Annotated in this window: 19 protein-coding genes and 1 pseudogene; 12 read left to right on the forward strand and 8 right to left on the reverse strand. The window is 70.3% G+C overall.

Annotation, left to right across the window (positions count from 1 at the left end; genetic code table 11):
• The first annotated feature begins 43 nt into the window (after positions 1-43).
• Positions 44-1,489: an MFS transporter gene (locus tag PBV52_RS14515; RefSeq protein ID WP_274238771.1), complete on the forward strand. Its 1,446-nt coding sequence runs from the start codon at positions 44-46 to the stop codon at positions 1,487-1,489.
• A gap of 51 nt (positions 1,490-1,540) precedes the next feature.
• On the opposite strand, the gene PBV52_RS14520 is transcribed toward PBV52_RS14515, so the two are convergent.
• On the reverse strand, positions 1,541-2,455 hold the full coding sequence (locus PBV52_RS14520; protein ID WP_274249389.1) for a helix-turn-helix transcriptional regulator: 915 nt from the start codon (positions 2,453-2,455) through the stop codon (positions 1,541-1,543).
• 122 nt (positions 2,456-2,577) lie between these two features.
• Between PBV52_RS14520 and PBV52_RS14525 the strand changes: the two genes are divergently transcribed.
• From PBV52_RS14525 to PBV52_RS14535, 3 genes and pseudogenes are all read left to right on the forward strand, one after another.
• Positions 2,578-4,008: an MFS transporter gene (locus PBV52_RS14525; RefSeq protein WP_274238772.1), complete on the forward strand. Its 1,431-nt coding sequence runs from the start codon at positions 2,578-2,580 to the stop codon at positions 4,006-4,008.
• A gap of 145 nt (positions 4,009-4,153) precedes the next feature.
• Positions 4,154-4,372 carry a hypothetical protein gene (locus PBV52_RS14530; RefSeq protein ID WP_274238773.1) on the forward strand — a complete coding sequence of 73 codons (219 nt, stop codon included), beginning with the start codon at positions 4,154-4,156 and terminating at the stop codon, positions 4,370-4,372.
• Positions 4,369-4,927: pseudogene (locus tag PBV52_RS14535) on the forward strand (GNAT family N-acetyltransferase). Before PBV52_RS14530 ends, PBV52_RS14535 begins: the two are co-directional and overlap by 4 nt.
• Before the next feature lie 4 nt (positions 4,928-4,931).
• Here PBV52_RS14535 and PBV52_RS14540 read toward each other — a convergent pair.
• The gene (locus tag PBV52_RS14540) at positions 4,932-5,528 is read right to left on the reverse strand and encodes a TetR family transcriptional regulator (protein ID WP_274238774.1); all 597 of its coding nucleotides are present in this window, start codon (positions 5,526-5,528) and stop codon (positions 4,932-4,934) included.
• A gap of 25 nt (positions 5,529-5,553) precedes the next feature.
• Positions 5,554-6,567, reverse strand: a complete 1,014-nt coding sequence (locus tag PBV52_RS14545; protein ID WP_274238775.1) for an aldo/keto reductase — start codon at positions 6,565-6,567, stop codon at positions 5,554-5,556.
• A gap of 183 nt (positions 6,568-6,750) precedes the next feature.
• Between PBV52_RS14545 and PBV52_RS14550 the strand changes: the two genes are divergently transcribed.
• A complete protein-coding gene (locus PBV52_RS14550; protein WP_274238776.1) occupies positions 6,751-7,806 on the forward strand; it encodes a chitinase in 1,056 nt (351 codons plus the stop codon).
• 23 nt (positions 7,807-7,829) lie between these two features.
• Here the strand turns inward: PBV52_RS14550 and bla are convergent, their stop codons facing one another.
• The gene (gene bla, locus PBV52_RS14555) at positions 7,830-8,771 is read right to left on the reverse strand and encodes a class A beta-lactamase (RefSeq protein ID WP_274238777.1); all 942 of its coding nucleotides are present in this window, start codon (positions 8,769-8,771) and stop codon (positions 7,830-7,832) included.
• 145 nt (positions 8,772-8,916) lie between these two features.
• Here bla and PBV52_RS14560 point away from each other — a divergent pair, with 145 nt between their 5' ends.
• Together PBV52_RS14560 and PBV52_RS14565 are read left to right on the forward strand one after the other, a co-directional pair.
• A complete protein-coding gene (locus PBV52_RS14560) occupies positions 8,917-9,822 on the forward strand; it encodes a LysR family transcriptional regulator (RefSeq protein ID WP_274238778.1) in 906 nt (301 codons plus the stop codon).
• Positions 9,819-10,775, forward strand: a complete 957-nt coding sequence (locus tag PBV52_RS14565) for a serine hydrolase (protein ID WP_274238779.1) — start codon at positions 9,819-9,821, stop codon at positions 10,773-10,775. Before PBV52_RS14560 ends, PBV52_RS14565 begins: the two co-directional genes overlap by 4 nt.
• On the opposite strand, the gene PBV52_RS14570 is transcribed toward PBV52_RS14565, so the two are convergent.
• A complete protein-coding gene (locus PBV52_RS14570; protein WP_274238780.1) occupies positions 10,772-11,383 on the reverse strand; it encodes a LysE family translocator in 612 nt (203 codons plus the stop codon). The two genes, PBV52_RS14565 and PBV52_RS14570, sit on opposite strands and share 4 nt — an antisense overlap.
• A 195-nt stretch (positions 11,384-11,578) precedes the next feature.
• Between PBV52_RS14570 and PBV52_RS14575 the strand changes: the two genes are divergently transcribed.
• Complete coding sequence (locus PBV52_RS14575) at positions 11,579-12,685, forward strand: endonuclease/exonuclease/phosphatase family protein (protein ID WP_274238781.1); 1,107 nt, start codon at positions 11,579-11,581, stop codon at positions 12,683-12,685.
• A gap of 104 nt (positions 12,686-12,789) precedes the next feature.
• On the opposite strand, the gene PBV52_RS14580 is transcribed toward PBV52_RS14575, so the two are convergent.
• Positions 12,790-14,172 carry a glycine--tRNA ligase gene (locus tag PBV52_RS14580; protein ID WP_128428331.1) on the reverse strand — a complete coding sequence of 461 codons (1,383 nt, stop codon included), beginning with the start codon at positions 14,170-14,172 and terminating at the stop codon, positions 12,790-12,792.
• A 162-nt stretch (positions 14,173-14,334) separates the two neighbouring features.
• Here PBV52_RS14580 and PBV52_RS14585 point away from each other — a divergent pair, with 162 nt between their 5' ends.
• The 4 genes from PBV52_RS14585 (at position 14,335) to PBV52_RS14600 (ending at position 17,458) form a co-directional block, all read left to right on the forward strand.
• Complete coding sequence (locus PBV52_RS14585) at positions 14,335-15,297, forward strand: metal ABC transporter solute-binding protein, Zn/Mn family (protein WP_274238782.1); 963 nt, start codon at positions 14,335-14,337, stop codon at positions 15,295-15,297.
• 19 nt (positions 15,298-15,316) lie between these two features.
• Entirely contained in the window at positions 15,317-16,084 is a 768-nt protein-coding gene (locus PBV52_RS14590) for a metal ABC transporter ATP-binding protein (protein ID WP_274238783.1), read from the forward strand.
• A complete protein-coding gene (locus PBV52_RS14595; RefSeq protein ID WP_274238784.1) occupies positions 16,084-16,986 on the forward strand; it encodes a metal ABC transporter permease in 903 nt (300 codons plus the stop codon). The genes PBV52_RS14590 and PBV52_RS14595 overlap by 1 nt, the downstream gene beginning before the upstream one ends.
• Positions 16,987-17,047: 61 nt before the next feature.
• Positions 17,048-17,458 carry a Fur family transcriptional regulator gene (locus tag PBV52_RS14600; RefSeq protein ID WP_274238785.1) on the forward strand — a complete coding sequence of 137 codons (411 nt, stop codon included), beginning with the start codon at positions 17,048-17,050 and terminating at the stop codon, positions 17,456-17,458.
• Between the two features lie 90 nt (positions 17,459-17,548).
• Here the strand turns inward: PBV52_RS14600 and PBV52_RS14605 are convergent, their stop codons facing one another.
• Both PBV52_RS14605 and PBV52_RS14610 read right to left on the reverse strand, forming a co-directional pair.
• Positions 17,549-18,067 carry a YcxB family protein gene (locus PBV52_RS14605; RefSeq protein WP_274238786.1) on the reverse strand — a complete coding sequence of 173 codons (519 nt, stop codon included), beginning with the start codon at positions 18,065-18,067 and terminating at the stop codon, positions 17,549-17,551.
• 37 nt (positions 18,068-18,104) lie between these two features.
• Positions 18,105-18,938 (reverse strand): isoprenyl transferase, encoded by an 834-nt coding sequence (locus PBV52_RS14610; RefSeq protein WP_274238787.1) that lies wholly within the window; start codon positions 18,936-18,938, stop codon positions 18,105-18,107.
• Between the last annotated feature and the right edge of the window lie 8 nt (positions 18,939-18,946).

Raw genomic sequence — 18,946 nt, forward strand, 5'->3', positions numbered from 1 at the left:
ACGGGGTGCGGCGAAATTCGTTAGTTAGGCGTACTATTCAAGGATGCCGGAGCTCAGCCACCGCCGCCGACTGCTGGTCCTCGCGATCTGCTGCATGAGCCTGCTGATCGTGAGCCTCGACACCACCGCCCTCAACGTCTCCCTGCCCGCCATGCAGCGCGACCTCGGCGCGAGCACCTCGGGCCTGCAGTGGACGATCGACGCGTACACCCTCGTCCTCGCCTCGCTGCTCATGCTGGCCGGCTCCACGGCGGACAGAGTCGGCCGCAAGCGCGTCTTCATGACGGGCCTCGTCCTCTTCACCATCGGCTCGGCACTGTGCTCCGTCGCGTCGAACCTCGACTCGCTGATCGCCTTCCGGATGGTGCAGGCGGTGGGCGGTTCGATGCTCAACCCGGTCGCGATGTCGATCATCACCAACACCTTCACGGATCCGCGCGAGCGGGCCCGGGCGATCGGCGTGTGGGGTGCGGTGGTCGGCATCTCGATGGCCGCGGGTCCGCTGGTCGGCGGCCTGCTGGTGGACTCGGTGGGCTGGCGCGCGATCTTCTGGGTCAACCTGCCGGTGGGACTCGCCGCCCTCCTGCTCACCCTGCGCTACGTCCCCGAGTCCCGCGCCCCCAAGGCCCGCCGCCTCGACCCGGTGGGCCAGCTCCTGGTGATCGCGCTGTTCGGCTCACTGACGTACGCGATCATCGAGGCGCCGAACACCGGCTTCATGACGGTCCTGCCCTTCGCGGCGGTCGCGTTCGCGGCGCTCCTGGCTCTCCTCCGGTACGAGCCGCGCCGCGCCGAACCCCTCATCGACCTGCGGTTCTTCCGGTCGGCTCCGTTCAGCGGGGCCACGCTGATCGCGATCGGCGCGTTCGCGGCGCTGGGCGGGTTCCTGTTCCTGTCGACGCTGTACCTGCAGAACGTACGAGGGCTGGACGCCCTGCACGCGGGGCTGTGGATGCTGCCGATGGCGGTGCCGACGTTCTTGTGCGCGCCGTTGTCGGGGCGGCTGGTGGGCAGCCGGGGACCGCGGCTGTCGTTGCTGATCGCGGGCAGCGCGATGACGGCGAGCGCGGCGATGTTCGCCCTCTTCGACGCCGAGAAGTCCGACGCCACGCTGGTTCTCGGGTACGCCGTGTTCGGTATCGGGTTCGGCTTCGTCAACGCGCCGATCACGAATACGGCCGTCTCCGGGATGCCGCGTGCGCAGGCGGGGGTCGCGGCCGCCGTCGCCTCCACGAGCCGTCAGTTGGGGCAGACGCTGGGTGTGGCGGTGGTCGGGGCGGTGTTGGCTTCCGGCGTGGGGACGTCGTCGTACAAGGACGCGTTTGTCGCTGCCGCTGAGCCGGGGTGGTGGATCCTCACGGGGTGTGGGCTGATGGTTCTCGTCGTGGGGGCGGTGACCAGTGGGCCGTGGGCGCGGCGTACTGCTGAACGTACGGCTGAGCGGCTGGAGTCGGCTGAGGTGCGCGAGGCGTCGAGGGTGGTTGCGTAGTTCGGCGACTGCGGGTCGGTGGGGGCTGGTCGCGCAGGCCCCCGCGCCCCCTCAGGGCACGGCCCTTGCCAGCGTTATTTCGTGCAGCTTCTTCAGCTTCTCCCTCGACTCCTCGTCCGCAGGTACGTATGTCACCATCCGCGGCCCCACCTCCGGACTCAGCCACAGGTCGGTGTGGTCGACGGCGATACGCCCCACATGCCGGTTGAGGAACTCCTTCCGCTTGCTCCGGTGAGCCACCACCTCGTGCCGGTCCCACGCCTCGCAGAACTCCGGGGACTCCGTGCGCAGCCTCTTCAGGAGCATCTTCCAGGCGGGCTCGCCCAGATGACCGGCCATCGCGGCCCGGAAGCGGGCGGCCATGAGGCGCTGGGTCTCCTCCAGGTGCACGATCGACGAGCGCCACTCGTCGTGCGTGTACGACAGGACCATGCAGTTGCGGTCCTCGGGCGGCACCGCTTCCAGGTCGCACAGCAGCAGCCCGTACGTGCGGTTGTGGGCGAGGATGTCGTAGCGGCTGTTCTGCAGACAGGCCGGGTACGGCTCCAGTTGCTCCAGGACGGCCCGCATCGCGGGGGTCACCGAAGGGCAGGTCGTCGCCGGTGTCGGATCGACCGCGCCGGCCAGCTGGAAGAGGTGGGAGCGCTCGCTGGGGTCCAGCATCAGCGTGCGGGCGAGGGCGTCGAGGACCTGGACGGAGACCTGGATGTCCCGGGCCTGTTCGAGCCACGTGTACCAGGTGACGCCGACAGCCGCGAGCTGGGCGACCTCCTCGCGGCGCAGGCCCGGTGTACGGCGTCGGCGGCCGCGGGGCAGGCCGACCTGCTCGGGGGTGATGTGCTCGCGGCGGTGGCGCAGGAAGGCGGCGAGTTCATGGCGCCGGATCTCCGACGCGGCCGTACCGCGAGGGGCTTCGGTCACCGTCTCCTGGGCCTTGACCGCCGTCTCCTGAGCCACGGTCGTCATCTCCCGGGCCATGGTCGTCATGCCTCCAGCCTGCCGCCGTCCCGACCCTGTTTCCAGGTGCTTCCGCTACCAGGATAAGGACACTCTGGTACCAGTCTCACAGCGGGCGCAGGCTCGTCACCGTGACTGAAACCATCACTTCAGGCAAAGCCGCCCACGCCACCGCGGCGCCACCCGCACTCGGTGGCCTCGGGCTCTTCACGGTGCTGCTGGGCGCGGCACTTCCCCTCATCGACTTCTTCATCGTCAACGTCGCCCTGCCCACCATCGGCCACGACCTCGCGGCGAGCGAGGCCGTGCTCGAACTCGTCGTCGCCGGCTACGGGTTGGCGTACGCCGTGCTGCTCGTCCTCGGCGGGCGGCTCGGTGACCTGTTCGGGCGGCGCCGGCTCTTCCTGGGCGGCATGGCGGCGTTCGGGCTGACGTCGCTGGCGTGCGGGCTTGCGCCCAGCGCGTGGACCCTCGTCGCGGCACGGGTCGCCCAGGGCGCGGCGTCGGCGGCGATGCTGCCGCAGGTGCTGGCGACCATTCAGGCGGCCACCGCCGGTCAGCGCCGCGCGCGGGCCATGGGCCTGTACGGCGCCACCGCAGGGCTCTCCATGGTCGCCGGGCAGATCCTCGGCGGAGTCCTGGTCGCCGCCGACATCGCGGGCACCGGCTGGCGCTCGGTGTTCCTGGTGAACGTGCCCGTCGTCCTCGTCGGCCTCTTCCTGGCCGCACGGGCCGTCCCGGAGACCCGCTCCCAGCACCCCGAGCCGGTCGACGGACCCGGCACGGTCCTGCTCGCCGTCTCCCTCCTCACGCTCCTGGCCCCGCTCACCGAGGGCCGGGCGGCGGGCTGGCCGCTGTGGACGTGGCTGTCGCTGGCGGCGTTCCCGTTCGCGGCGGGGGCGTTCTACGCGGTGGAGCGCAGGGCGGACCGTCAGGGCCGTACGCCGCTCGTGCCGCCGAGCCTGTTCGAGCTCACGTCTTTGCGGCGCGGCCTGGTGATGATCGTGCCGTTCTCGATCGGCTTCAGCGGATTCATGTTCGTGATCGCGGTGGCGTTGCAGCAGGGCGCGGGCCGGGGCCCGGTCGCGGCGGGACTGGCACTGGCTCCCATGGCGGTGGTGTTCTTCTTCGTCTCGCTGGCCGGTCCGCGGCTGGTGGCCCGCTACGGCACCCGGGTCGTGACCGCCGGTGCGGCGATCCAGGCGGTCGGCGTGGCCCTGATGGCCCTGGCCGCCTGGCGCTCCTGGCCGGACCTCGGCCTCGTCGAACTGCTCCCCGGGGCGGCGATCGCCGGCGCGGGCCAGGCCCTCCAACTCCCCGTCGTCTTCCGGATCGTCCTCTCCGAGGTGCCGGCGGCGCGGGCGGGCGTCGGCAGCGGGGTGATGATCACGACCCAGCAGTCGTCGTTGGCCCTGGGTGTGGCGACGCTGGGCACGCTCTTCCTCTCCCTGATCCCCACGCTGGGCATGCAGGACGCCCTGGTCACCACGCTCCTGGTCCAGCTGGCCGGAGTGGCGCTGACGGGGCTGCTCAGCCTGCGTCTGCCGCGCACGATCGGCTGAGGGACTTGTGAGGGTGTGGCCACAGGTTGGTCAACTCGCCGGGGAAGAGTCCCTCTTGATGTTGGTCTTGCTGCACACTCCTTGCTGCGCAGGGCCGCTCAGGGCTGCGCACGCGGACTCGATGTCCTCGGACGCTGGAGGCGTCATGCTGGAGATCAACACGAGCAAGGTGAGCCGCTGGGACCAACACGGACGGGAGCACGTCGTACGGGTACAGCGCAAGGGCGCGCAGCGCACGATCAGATGTGACACCTGCGGTTGGCGCCAGGGGGCGCAGTTCCTGCCCTGGCTGAAGGCGGAGGAACATCTGGCGGAGGCGCACCAGGCGACGGTGGATCCGACGGAGGCGCAGTCGGACCGATGACGCGCATCCGTCGGTACGGGCCTGCGGACCGGGAGGCCGTCGAGGACATCTGCGTCCGCACGGCACACGAGGGCGGCGACAGTCGGCCGCACTACAAGGCCCCAGGCATCTTCCCGACGATCTTCGCGATCCCGTACGTCGTCCTCGAACCGGACCTCGCCTTCGTCCTGGACGACGGGGCGGGCCGGGCGGTCGGCTACGTTCTCGGCGCCGCGGACACACCCCGCTTCGTCGAGCGCTTCCGCACCGAGTGGCTCCCGTCGGCGGCCGAGCTCCCCCACTCTCGACTTCGCTCGAGCGGGGGGACCCCCATCCCCGAGCCGTCCGGGCCGCCGGGCACCCCGGACGAGGCGATGATCCGGCTCCTGCACCACCCGGAACGCATGCTCGTCCCGGAGGTCGCGGCCTACCCGGCCCACCTGCACATCGACCTGCTCCCCACCTGGCAGGGCCAGGGCCTTCTGCGACCGCCTGGGCTTCCATGAGATCTCCGTCCCGGACCCGGGCCCGGTCACCTACCTCGGGCGTACGACGAAGGACCTCGACATCCCGTGACGGCTCAGTCCCGGGCCCGCAGTCCGCGCACCAGCAGATCCACGACCGCCGCCAACTCCCCCTCCACACCGGGCTGTTCCCAGTCACGCGCATAGCGCGGGTCATGGAAGCGGCCCGTGGCGTGGAAGAGGGCGCGGGCGGTGGTCGCGGGGTCGGCGGCCGTGAAGGTGCCCGCGTCGACGCCCGCCTGGACGATCCGGGTCAGCTGGCCGGTCAGGTCGGCGATGTGCTCACCGACCGCCTCGCCGTTCTCGGTGGCGAGCACCGAGAACGTGGCGAACAGCTCGGGTTCGTCGCCCGCCTTGCGGCGCTTGGCGGCGAACAGGCCCGCGAACCAGGCGCGCAGGCGGGCCTCCGGGTCGAGGTCCTCGGCGGTGACGATCCCGGAGAGGGACTCGAACGTACGGTCCAGCCACCTCTTCGTCACCGCGTCCCGCAGCGTCGCCTTCGTGCGGAAGTGCCGGTAGACGCTGCCATGACTGACGCCGAGCGCGCGGGCCACGTCGACCACGGTGGCCTTGGCCGGTCCGTGGCGGCGCAGCACCTCCTCGGTGGCTTCGAGGATGCGCTCGGCGGTCAGGGTCTCGCTGGTCGGAGGCATGCCTAGACGGTACCCGGCACCGCGATCAGCGTTCGCTGTCGAGCATGGCCATCTGGGCCGGGGCGTACCGCTCGCCGGCCGCCGCGTCCGCCGGTACGGCGGCCTCGATGGCGGCGAGGTCGGCCGCGTCCAGGGTCACGTCCAAGGCGCCCAGGGCCTCGCCGAGCCGCTCGCGGGTGCGGGCGCCGACCAGCGGCACGATGTCCCCACCTCGGGAGAGCACCCAGGCGATGGCGATCTGCGCGACGGAGACGCCCTTCTGCTCGGCGATCTTGCGCAGGGACTCGACCAGCGTGAGGTTGTGCTGGAGGTTGTCGCCCTGGAAGCGGGGCGAGTGGGCGCGGAAGTCGGTCGCCGCATACTCCTGGCCGGCCGTGACATGGCCCGAGATCAGCCCGCGGGAGAGCACGCCGTACGCGGTGACGCCGATGCCCAGCTCGCGCAGGGTGGGCAGGATCTCCCGCTCGGGGCCACGGGAGATGAGCGCGTACTCGATCTGGAGGTCGGCGATCGGAGCGGTGGCGGCGGCCCGGCGGATGGTGTCCGCGCCGACCTCGCTGAGCCCGATGTGGCGGACGTACCCCTTCTCGACCAGTTCCGCGATGGCGCCGACGGTCTCCTCGATCGGCACGTCCGGGTCGAGCCGGGCGGGGCGGTAGACATCGATGTGGTCGACGCCGAGGCGCTGGAGTGAGTACGCGGCGAAGGTCTTCACGGAGGTCGGCCTCCCGTCGAAGCCGTACCAGTCGCCGTCCGGGCCGCGCTGGGCGCCGAACTTGACGCTGAGCAGCGCGTTCTCGCGCAGGGCGGCCGGGGCGGTGCGCAGGGCCTCGTTGATCAGCAGTTCGTTGTGGCCCATGCCGTAGAAGTCGCCGGTGTCGAGCAGGGTCACGCCGGCTTCCAGGGCGGCGTGGATGGTGGCGACGGACTCGACACGGTCCGCCTCGCCGTACATGCCGGACATGCCCATGCAGCCGAGGCCGAGGGCGGAGACCTGGGGGCCGGTGGTTCCGAGGGTGCGGGTCTGCGTCTTCGTCATGCATGCACTCTGACATGACAGCTGACAGATTTCAATATCTGTCAGCTGTTAGCTGTTAGCTGTCATTCCATACTTGCCGGGAAGCCAGTCATCCAGAATGGTCCAGACCTATTGACGGGAGGTCTGGACCACGAGCACTGTCATGCCTACGACACCTCACCGCACCCCCACCGGGAGGCCCGCATGCTCCGCCGCGCCCTGCGCCTGCTCGCCACCACCCTGGCGACCGCCTGCCTCGCCCAACTCCCCGTCGCCGCCACCGCCTCCGCCGCCCCCACGGCCGACACCTGTGCCGTGCAGCCGAAGCCGTCCGGCAAGGTCCTCCAGGGCTACTGGGAGAACTGGGACGGCGCCGCCAACGGGGTCCACCCGCCCTTCGGCTGGACCCCGATCACCGACTCCCGGATAGCCGCGCACGGCTACAACGTGATCAACGCGGCCTTCCCGGTGATCCGCTCCGACGGCACCGCGCTCTGGGAGGACGGCATGGACGCGGGCGTGAAGGTGGCCACGCCCGCGCAGATGTGCGCGGCGAAGGCGTCGGGCCGGACGATCCTGCTGTCGATCGGCGGCGCGGCGGCCGGCATCGACCTCAGCTCGACCGCCGTCGCGGACCGGTTCGTCGCGACGATCGTCCCGATCCTCAAGAAATACAACTTCGACGGCATCGACATAGACATCGAGACGGGCCTGGTCGGCAGCGGCAGCATCACCCAACTGTCCATGTCCCAGGCCAACTTGATCCGCATCATCGGCGGCGTCCTCGCGCGGATGCCGGCCGGCTTCGGCCTGACGATGGCCCCGGAGACGGCGTACGTCACCGGGGGCAGCGTGGTCTACGGCTCGATCTGGGGCGCGTATCTCCCCGTCATCAAGAAGTACGCCGACAACGGCCGCCTGTGGTGGCTGAACATGCAGTACTACAACGGCAGCATGTACGGCTGCTCCGGCGACTCCTACTCCGCCGGCACCGTCGAGGGCTTCGTCGCCCAGACCGACTGCCTCGACAAGGGCCTGGTCGTGCAGGGGACGACCGTCAAGGTGCCGTACGACAAGCAGGTACCGGGCCTGCCCGCGCAGTCGGGCGCGGGCGGCGGCTACCTGTCCCCGTCCCTCGTCGCCCAGGCCTGGCGGCACTACGGCACCTCGCTCAAGGGCCTGATGACCTGGTCGATCAACTGGGACGGCTCGAAGAACTGGACGTTCGGCGACAACGTGAGGTCACTGCAAGGGCGTTGACCGGAGCAGAAGGCGGACAGGCCCTAGCGGCCGAGGCCCTCGACCGCCACGGTGGCGGCCTTCGCGAGCAGGGCGTCACGGCGCTCGGCGCCCTGCTCGCCGCGGGTGGACATGACCGCCATGACGATGGGGTTGCCACCGTCGTCCGGCCACAGCACGGCGATGTTGTTGCGTCCCCCGTATCCGGCGGTGCCGCTCTTGTCGGCGACCTCCCAGCCGTCGGGGACGCCCGCCCTGATGAGTGTGTGACCGGTCATGTTCGTCGTCATCCACCGTCGGAGCAGCTCGCGTTCGTCCCGCTTCAGGGCATCGCCGAGCAGGAAGGCCCGCAGGCTCCCCGCCATCGCGCGCGGTGTGCTCGTGTCGCGGATGTCGCCCGGCTTGCCTTCGCTCATGTCCGGCTCGTACCGGTCCATCTCGGTGACGTCGTCGCCGAGATCCTCAAGCACCTTCTCCAGGCCGTCGGGACCGCCGAGTTCGTCGAGGAGCAGGTTGACCGCCGTGTTGTCGCTGTACCAGAGCGTCGCGGCGCACAGCCCCCGCAGGCTCATGCCCTTCTCGACGAAGTTCTCAGACACGGGCGAGTCCGCGACCACGTCGTCGCGCGAGGCGGTGACCACCTTGTCGATGCCGTCCGTGCCGAACTTGCGGAGGACGGCACCTGCCGCCAGCGCCTTGAAGGTGGAGGCGTAAGCGAACCGGTCGTCCGCCCGGTAGCCGACCGACCGGCCCGTGCCGGTGTCCAGGGCGTAGACCCCGAGCCGCGCGTCGAACTCCCGCTCCAGCGCCCGGAACGCACCGGCGACGGGCTTCGCAGCCGCCGACGGCGACGCGGATCGCGCCGCACCGGCAGGTGAGCCGGCCCCGGACGCCGTTTGCTGACCGCACGCCGGAAGCGCGGCGAGCGCGAGTAAGCCTGCCGCCGCCCAGGCGGCGCTGCGGCGGATGCGAAGCGGATACGTCATGGGATGGACCTCCAAGCCGTCGAGGGGCATGCGGTACCTGCGTGCCCGGGGAAATCCCTGGGCGGCGACCACTCTGGGGCCATCGGGTCGCCGAGGTCCAAGACTCGAACGCTCGGCTCCATGCTGTTTTGGCATAGTGGGGCTCGTGGATCTTGTCGCGGCATGCCGGGCGTTCGTCAGTGTGAGCGAGCACGGCAGTTTCACGGTGGGTGCGGCGGCGGCCCGGACGGCCCAGTCGGTGGTGAGCCGCCGTATCGCCGCGCTGGAACAACGCCTCGGCGAGCGGCTGCTGGACCGGTCCTCGCGGACGGTGACGCTGACGCCCTTCGGCCGGGACCTGCTGCCGACGGCGAGGCAACTCGTGCGGCTCGCCGACCGGTTCGAGCACGAGGCGGAGGCCGCCCGGCACCGGCCGCTGCGGCTCGCCGTCCCCGCCGTCTGCCCGACCGCAGCCCTCGCCCGCCTCATCGCCGAGGCGCACGAGCAGGGGGTCCTCCTCGACCCCTTTCCCGCCGGACCGGCCGAGCGGGCCGACCTCGTCACGTCCCGGCAGGTGCGTGCGGCGCTGCTTGCGGTGACGCCCACCGAGGCGACCTGGACGGTGCCGCTGGGGCTTGCGGTCGCGCAGGACCCGGGCGGCGGGCCGGTCTACCTGGACACCCTGCGCCCCGGCCGGGCCGACCGCGACCGGCGGCCCCGGCGCGTGTGGCTCCAGCCGGAGGACGACGTGCCGCACGTCCGGGACCGGCTCGCCCGGCTGCGCGACGCCGTCGGGCTGCGCCCGGCCCAGCTGGCCGTCGCACCGGCCGTGGCCACCGCCGCGGCGGACGTGCTCAGCCACGGCGACGCACTGCTGTGCTCGGCCGCGCAGGCCCGCGAACTCGGCCTGCACTGGCGGCCGGTCGGCGAGCTGGGCTCCGGCTTCGCACGCGGGTTCTCGCTGGCCGTGGCGGACGAGGCGGACGTGGACGCGGTCCGCGTACGACAGGCATGCGCGCGGGGCATCGCCCGGTGCCTCGACGCGACGGAGCCCTCGGAGGCGGCAGCATGACCACCAGCACCGAGCGACTGCTCGGGGATCTGCGCCGGGACCTGCGCGAGGGCGGTCTGTACGGCTCGTTCCTCGTCCGGGACCTGGAGAGCGGCGACGAGATCGGCATCGACCCCGACATCGAGTTACCCGTCGCGTCCCTCGTGAAGATCCCGCTCGCCCTGGTGACGCTGGAGCGCATCCGGCGCGGGGACCTCGACGGCTCCCAGGTGATCGAGGTGCCGCCGGGCCGGATCACCACTCCCGGCCCGACGGGCCTGAGCCGCTTCCGCCACGCGGCCCGCATCGCCGTCGAGGACCTGCTCTATCTCAGCACCTGCATCAGCGACAACAGCGCCGCCGACGCCCTCTTCGCACTCACGCCGCCCGACCGAGTGGGGGCGGTGCTGCACGAGTTCGGGCTGCGCGGCATCGCCGTACGGCACACCATGCGCGAGCTGATGGAAACCCCGGTGGAGCGTTTCGACCCGGCGGACGTACACCTCGCGCACGCCCTCGCGATCGACGCCGGCACCCCGGGGCGCGGCCACCGGGTCCCGCAACTCGACATCTCACGCGCCAACACCGGTACGGCACGGGCCTTCGTCGACCTCCTCCAGGCCCTGTGGCGGTCGCGGCCCGCAACCGAGGGCGGCGGCCGCCCCGAGCCCTCGGCGATCCACCCCGATATCGCGGCCCGGGTACGCGACTTGATGGCCAACAACCTCGTACGCAACCGCCTCGCGCCGGACTTCGACTCCGACGCCTCCACCTGGTCGTCCAAGACCGGCATGCTGCTCAACCTGCGCCACGAGGTCGGCGTCGTCGAACACGCCGACGGCCAGAGCTACGCAATAGCCGTGCTGACCGAGTCCCGGGTGGCCGCCGGCCGACAGCCGGGCGCCGACGCCCTCATGGGCCAGGTCGCCCGGCGACTGCGCGACGAACTCCGCTCAAGGTGGGTCCAGAGCTAGCGGGCCGTGACCGCCAGCTTCGCCCCCAGCGCCACGAACGACCCGGCAAAGGACCGCCGCAGCCATGCCATCACCCGGGGCCGGGCGATGACGTGACTGCGGACGGAGGCCGCGAGCACCCCGTACGCCGCGAAGACCACGAACGTCGCCAGCATGAACACCGCGCCGAGCGCCAGCATGCGCGGCAGGGCGTTCGCCTCGCCCGGGTCGACGAACTGGGGCAGGAACGCGAAGAAGAAGATCGTCAGCTTCGGATTGAGGATGTTGATCAGTACGCCCCGCACGATCACGCGCCCCGAGGAGAGCGGCGCCGCGCCCTCGTCCACCACGATGACCTCCTTGTCCTTGAGCGTCGCCCACGCCATGTACAAGAGGTAGGCGACACCGGCGTACTTGAGGATCTGGAAAGCCGTCGCGCTCGCGTGCAGCAGAGCGGCGACTCCGGTGACGGTGGCCAGCATGTGCGGCACGATCCCGAGCGTGCACGCGAAGGCGGCGACGACACTCGCGCGACGGCCGCGGGACAGTCCGGCGGCCAGGGTGTAGACGACGCCGGTACCGGGGGTGGCGACCACGACGAGGGTGGTGAGGAGGAACGCGATACTCATGCGGGCCACCCTGTCCTCGCCGTGGTCCGGGGTACAGGGCCAATCGCCTCCCGCACAGCAGGACCAATCAGCGGCCGCCGCTCCGTTCGACACGGTTCACGTCCGCTCGGACAATGGAGATGTCGGCGTGCGGTCACCCCGGCGGCGCCTGCCGTCGGCCCCGCAGTACTTCTGCGCCGCCCGAGGAGGCGCGCCATGGCCGTCCGTATTGCCACCTTCAACGCCGAGAACCTCTTCCGCCGCCCCCAGGTCTTCGGAATGACAGACCACAAGGAGCGGCAGGAAGTCCTGGAGGACTACGCCGAGTTGGTCTCCCTTCTGGAGAAGGAGAACTACGCGGCCGACGAGGACCGGATCGCCGAGCTCATCAGGAAGCACGGCATCTACAAGGGCGACAAGGACAGCACACGGCAGTTCGTCGTCAACGAGACCCGCGGCCGGCACACGCTGTTCAACCCCCGGCCCGAGGGGAACTCCACCGCCATCGACATCAAGGCGACGGGCCGCGCGGCGTGGACGGGCTGGGTGGAACTCGTCCGCGACAACCTCGACTGGGCCGCCGTGCACAACACCGGCCGGGTCGTCGCCGAGGTCGACGCCGACGTCCTGCTCACCGTGGAGGTCGAGGACCGGCTCACCCTGGAGCGCTTCAACACCCAGGTCCTGGGCAAGGCGCTGGGCCGGCGGCCGTACCCCTACAGCATGCTGATCGACGGGAACGACCCCCGCGGTATCGACATCGGGATCTTCAGCCGCCACCCGATCACGACCGTCCGGTCCCACGTCTTCGACACCAACCCGGCACGCGCCGACAGGCGCCTGTTCAGCCGTGACTGCCCGGAGTTCGAGATCGAGTTGGACGACACGCCGCTCGTGGTCCTCGGCAACCACCTGAAGAGCAAGGCCGACGACAACCCGGACCTGCGCCTCGCCCAGGCCAAGCGCGTCGCGGAGATCTACCGGGCCGCGCAGGAACGCACCCCGCACGTCGTCGTCGCCGGGGACCTCAACGACAACCCCGACAGTGAAGCCGTCGCGGTACTGCGGGACACCGACCTCCGGGACGTGATGGACCACCCCGCCTATCGCGGAAAGTTCTCCGGCACGCACGGGACATGCAAGAACGAGGGGGACAAGATCGACTACCTCATGGTGCCGCCCCCGATGTGGCCGAAAGTACAGCAGGTCGGCCTCGAAACCCGCGGAATCTCCGCGAAGGGCATCGACCACTTCGACACGGTGAAGACCAGGGCCGACGCAGCCTCGGACCACGCGGCGCTCTACGCCGACCTGGACCTCTGAAACGCCGGTTCCCCGCGCCCACCTAAGGGGCGCGGGGAACTGCGCGACAAGCCACAGACAACGCGCACCCGGCAACGAACAAAGCCGGGCAGACGCTGAACCGACTAGCAGCCGACGAGGCGGCTCGCCAGGTACCCCTCGATCTGGTCCAGGGAAATGCGCTCCTGCTTCATCGAGTCACGCTCACGCACGGTCACGGCGTTGTCGTCCAGCGTGTCGAAGTCGACCGTCACGCAGTACGGCGTACCGATCTCGTCCTGGCGGCGGTAACGGCGACCGATCGCACCCGCGTCGTCGAAGTCGATGTTCCAGTTCTGCCGCAGCGCCTGCGCAAGGCCCTTGGCCTTCGGCGACAGCTCCGGGTTCCTCGACAGCGGAAGCACGGCAACCTTCACCGGAGCCAGGCGGTGGTCCAGGCGCAGCACCGTGCGCTTCTCCATCTTGCCCTTGGCGTTCGGCGCCTCGTCCTCGACATAGGCGTCGAGCAGGAACGCCAGCATCGCGCGCCCGACACCGGCCGCCGGCTCGATGACGTACGGCGTCCAGCGCTCGCCGGCCTCCTGGTCGAAGTAGGAGAGGTCCTGGCCGGAGGCCTTGGAGTGCGCGCCGAGGTCGTAGTCGGTGCGGTTGGCCACACCCTCCAGCTCGCCCCACTCGTTGCCGCCGAACTGGAAGCGGTACTCGATGTCAGCGGTGCGCTTGGAGTAGTGGGAGAGCTTCTCCTTCGGGTGCTCGTACCACCGCATGTTCTCCTCGCGCAGGCCCAGGCCGGTGTACCAGTTCCAGCGCTGCTCCATCCAGTACTCCTGCCACTTCTCGTCCTCGCCCGGCTTGACGAAGAACTCCATCTCCATCTGCTCGAACTCGCGGGTGCGGAAGATGAAGTTGCCGGGCGTGATCTCGTTGCGGAAGGACTTGCCCATCTGCGCGATGCCGAACGGCGGCTTGCGACGCGAAGTGGTCTGCACCTGGGCGAAGTTGGTGAAGATGCCCTGGGCGGTCTCCGGGCGCAGGTAGGCGATGGAGCCGCTGTCCTGCGTCGGGCCGAGGTGGGTGGAGAGAAGACCCGAGAACTGCTTGGGCTCGGTGAACTGGCCCTTGTTGCCGCAGTTCGGGCAGTTGATGTCCGCGAGGCCGTTCTCCGGGAGGTGGCCCTTCTTGGCCTCGTAGGCCTCCTCCAGGTGGTCGGCGCGGAACCGCTTGTGGCAGGAGGTGCACTCGGTCAGCGGGTCCGTGAAGGTGGCGACGTGACCGGAGGCGACCCAGACCTCGGGGGCCAGGATCACGGACGAGTCGATACCGACCACGTCCTCGCGCGACGTCACCATGTAACGCCACCACTGACGCTTCAGGTTCTCCTTGAGCTCGACACCCAGCGGTCCGTAGTCCCAGGCGGCGCGCTGGCCTCCGTAGATCTCACTGCAGGGGAATACGAAGCCACGGCGCTTGCTCAGGCTGACGATGGTGTCGATCTTGTCGGCGGCCACGGTGCTCTCTTCATTACGACGACGGGCGACGAAGCGAGGCGCTTCACAGCGAATGCTTCAGGGTACCGGCGGGGGCTCCCCCTCAACCAAATCGGTAGCGCTCTGTGGACGGCCGCTCACGCTTGTTGACAATGGTTTCCAACTTTGCTGAAAATGACTGTCATGAACGTACGACGACACCACATATCCGGGGTTGCCCTCGCGGCCGTGACCGCCCTCGGTCTCGGCACCCTCTCCGCCTGCTCCACGGACAGCGCGGCAGCGGGCAACACGGACAAGTTCGACGTCGTCGCGTCGTTCTATCCGATGGCCTTCCTCGCCGAGCAGATCGGCGGCGGCCATGTGAAGGTCTCCAGCCTGACCGCGCCCGGCCAGGAGCCGCACGACCTGGAGGTCAGCGCCCAGCAGCGCGCGCAGATCGAGGAGTCCGACGCCGCCCTCTACCTCAAGAGCCTGCAGCCGGCCGTGGACGAGGCCGTCGAGCAGTCCGGCGTCAAGACCAAGATCGACGCCGCCTCGCTCACCACGCTGGAGGACCACGGCAACCTCGAGGACAGCCACGAGCACGGCGGCGAGGAGGCGCCCTCCGAGGAGGAGGAGCACGCCCGCGACCCGCACATCTGGCTCGACCCGGTGAAGTACGCCGAGGTCGCCAAGGGGGTCGGCGCGGCCTTCGAGAAGGCGGACCCGGACCACGCGGCCGACTACAAGAAGAACACCGACGCGCTGGTCAAGAAGCTCGACGAGCTCAACACCCACTTCGCGGACGGCCTGAAGAACACCAAGTCCAAGGTCTTCTTCACCAACCACGCCGCCTTCGGCTACCTCGCCGAGCGCTACGGCCTGACCCAGGAGGCCATCTCCGGACTCGACCCGGAGAGCGAGCCCAGCCCGGCCCGGATCAAGGAGCTCCAGCAGGAGGCCAAGGCCGACGGCGTCACCACCGTCTTCTACGAGACACTGGTGTCCGACAAGACCGCGAAGACCCTCGCCGACGACGCGGGCCTGAAGACGGACGTCCTCGACCCGCTCGAGGGCATCACCGACAAGTCCAAGGGCGACGACTACTTCGCGGTCATGGAGGCCAACCTCACGGCCCTGAAGACGGCTCTGGGAGCCAAGTGATCAACCTACGGAGGACGGCATGACCGAGCCCGTCATTTCGCTGCGCGGCGTACACGCCGAGCTGGGCTCGCGCCCCGTCCTGCGCGGCATCGACCTCACCGTGCGCCGCGGTGAGGTCGTCGCGCTGCTCGGCGCCAACGGCTCCGGCAAGTCGACCGCCGTGCGCAGCATCATCGGCCAGGTGCCGGTGGCCACCGGCGAGATCGAGCTGTTCGGCACCGCGCGGGCACGGTTCCGCGACTGGGCGCGGGTGGGGTACGTCCCGCAGCGCACGACCGCCGCGGGCGGCGTCCCGGCCACGATCACCGAGATCGTCTCCTCGGGCCGCCTGTCCCGCACCCGCTTCGGCGTCCTGCGCAAGGCCGACCACGCCGCCGTACAGCGCGCCCTGGAGCTGGTCGGGATGGCCGACCGCGCCAAGGACTCCGTGAACGCCCTCTCCGGCGGCCAGCACCAGCGCGTGCTGATCGCCCGCGCCCTGGCCTCCGAACCCGAACTGCTGATCATGGACGAGCCGATGGCGGGCGTCGACCTGGCCAGCCAGGAGGTCCTGGCCCGCACGCTCAGGGAACAGGTCGCGGCCGGTACGACGGTCCTCCTCGTCCTGCACGAACTCGGCCCCCTGGAGCCACTGATCGACCGGGCGGTCGTCCTGCGCGACGGCTGTGTCCTGCACGACGGCCCGCCCCCGAAGGCGGTCGGCCAGCACGCGCTGCCCGGCCACGACCACGTCCACCCGCACGCGGCTCACGACGCCGAACCCCTCCGGACGGGACTGCTGAGCTGATGGAGATCCTGAACTACGCCTTCATGCAGCGGGCCCTGCTCGCCGCCGTCCTGGTCGGCATCACGGCCCCCGCGATCGGCATCTACCTGGTCCAGCGCCGTCAGGCCCTGATGGGCGACGGAATCGGCCATGTCGCGATGACCGGCGTCGGCCTGGGCTTCCTGCTGTCCTGGTCCCCGGTGTGGATGGCAACGCTCGTCTCGATCCTCGGCGCGGTGCTGATGGAGCTGATCCGCTGGTACGGCCGGACGCGCGGCGACATCGCCCTCGCGATGCTGTTCTACGGCGGTATGGCCGGCGGCGTGATGTTCATCAACCTCGCGCCGACCGGCTCGAACGCGAACCTCACGTCGTATCTCTTCGGCTCGCTGTCGACGGTGAGCGAGTCGGACGTGACGGCGATCTGTCTGCTCGCGGCCTTCGTGGTGCTGGTCACGCTCGGCCTGCGCCGCCAGCTGTTCGCGGTGAGCCAGGACGAGGAGTTCGCCCGGGTGACCGGGCTGCCGGTGCGCGCCCTGAACCTGCTGACCGCGGTCACGGCGGCGGTGACGGTGACGGTCGCGATGCGAGTGGTGGGCCTGCTGCTGGTCAGCGCGCTCATGGTCGTCCCCGTGGCTGCGGCCCAGCAGCTGAGCCGCAGCTTCGCGGCGACGTTCGCGATCGCCGTCGCCATCGGCGTCACGGTGACGATCGGCGGCACCGTGACCTCGTACTACCAGGACGTGCCGCCCGGCGCGACGATCGTGCTGCTGACCATCGGCGCGTTCATCGCGCTGACGGCGCTGGCGACCCCGCTGGCCCGCCGCAGGTCCCGCGCCCTCGCCGCGGCGCAACCCTCCGGCGACCCTGCGGAGTGTGCAATTCCGGCCAGCAGGGGGACCGACGGCAAAGTCGGCGTCTGAACGCCGACAGTGCGGGCTGGCACAATGGCCCGGCAAGGCGCAGACGTGAGGAGGCAAACCGGTGACGACGGCAGGACCGCCCGTGAAGGGCCGAGCCACCCGGCAGCGTGCAGCCGTGGCGGCGGCCCTTGACGAGGTCGACGAGTTCCGCAGTGCGCAGGATCTCCACGACATGCTCAAGCACAAGGGCGACTCGGTCGGGCTCACCACGGTCTACCGCACCCTGCAGTCCCTGGCCGACGCCGGCGAGGTCGACGTCCTGCGTACGTCCGACGGCGAGTCGGTGTACCGCCGCTGCTCGACCGGCGAACACCACCACCACCTGGTCTGCCGCGTCTGCGGCAAGGCCGTCGAGGTCGAGGGCCCCGCGGTGGAGAAGTGGGCGGACGCCATCGCGGCCGAGCACGGCTATGTGAACGTGGCGCACACGGTGGAGATCTTCGGTACGTGTGCGGAGTGCGCCACGGGTTGAGCGGGAATCGCCCCCGCCGCCCCTACCCGTCCCGTCCCCTGGGGGCTGCCGCCCCCAGACCCCCGCTTCGGCCCTGAACGGGCCTCGTCCTTACACGCGGGGCAGATGGCGGCCGAGCAGCATGCGCAGGCGGTCGATGTCGGCGGGGTCCGCGGCACCCCGCTTGGGCAGCACCTCCACCAGCAGGATGTTCGGGTCCCTGCTGAGCAGGACCAGGTGGTCACGGGTCTCCCGGTAGCCCCGGAACACGGACCAGCGCTGAGCCAGCGTGACGTGATCGGTGACGGTCGTGACCCCCGTCTCGGTGACCGTCGTGCGGTAGTCGCCCTGCCAGCTGACGGTACGCAGTCCGTGGTGGGCCTGCAGGTGCGGGATGCCCCAGATCATGACGGCGCACAGCGCGCCGAACAGCACCGAGGACGACCAGCCCGACATCGCCTGCGTGACGGCGAGCGACGCGAACAGCGCGACGAGGGCCCAGCGCAGCAGGTTCAGCCGGCGGATGCGCTCCCGTACCAGGACGGCCCTGAGGAAGTCCCCGCGCGAGGGCCGGTAGGCCAGCTCGACGGCGTCCGCGTCCTGGATGATGTCCCGCCCCTGGTGATCCATGGGCGGAACCCTAGCGGCCCGCCCACGGCACCGGACATCACTCCTGCCTGCCCTCCATGGCCAGCAGCTCCTCGTTCGGGATCGCCCCGCCGAACCGCCGGTCGCGGGAGGCGAACTCCAGGCACGCCCGCCACAGGTCACGGCGGTCGAAGTCCGGCCACAGCACGTCCTGGAAGACCATCTCGGCGTAAGCGCTCTGCCAGAGAAGGTAGTTGGAGGTTCGCTGCTCGCCGCTCGGGCGCAGGAACAGGTCCACGTCCGGCATGTCCGGGTAGTACATGTACTTGGCGAAGGTCTTCTCATTGACCTTGGACGGGTCCAGCCGCCCCGCCTTCACGTCCTCCGCGAGGGCCTGCGCGGCATCGGCGATCTCGGCCCGCCCGCCGTAGTTCATGCAGAAGTACAGCGTCAGCTTGTCGTTGCCCTTGGTCTGCTCCTGGGCGATCTGGAGCTCCTTGGCGACCGACTTCCACAGCTTGGGCATCCGGCCGACCCACCGCACCCTGATCCCCAGCTCGTCGAGCTGGTCCCGGGTCTTGCGGATGAAGTCCCGGTTGAAGTTCATCAGGAAGCGCACCTCGTCCGGCGACCGCTTCCAGTTCTCGGTGGAGAAGGCGTACAGGGAGATCGCCCCCACGCCCATCTCGACCGCGCCCTGGAGGACGTCCAGCACCCGCTCGGCGCCGACCTTGTGCCCCTCGGTGCGCGGCAGCCCGCGCTCCTTCGCCCAGCGGCCGTTCCCGTCCATGACGATCGCCACATGGTTGGGGACGAGCTCGCCGGGGAGCTTCGGCGGGCGGGCACCGGACGGGTGCGGCTGCGGCGTCTTGTACTCGCGGCGCTGGCGCCCCAGGATCCCGCGTACGACCATGTGCCTCT

Source organism: Streptomyces sp. T12 (genome assembly GCF_028736035.1).
Lineage (GTDB): Bacteria > Actinomycetota > Actinomycetes > Streptomycetales > Streptomycetaceae > Streptomyces.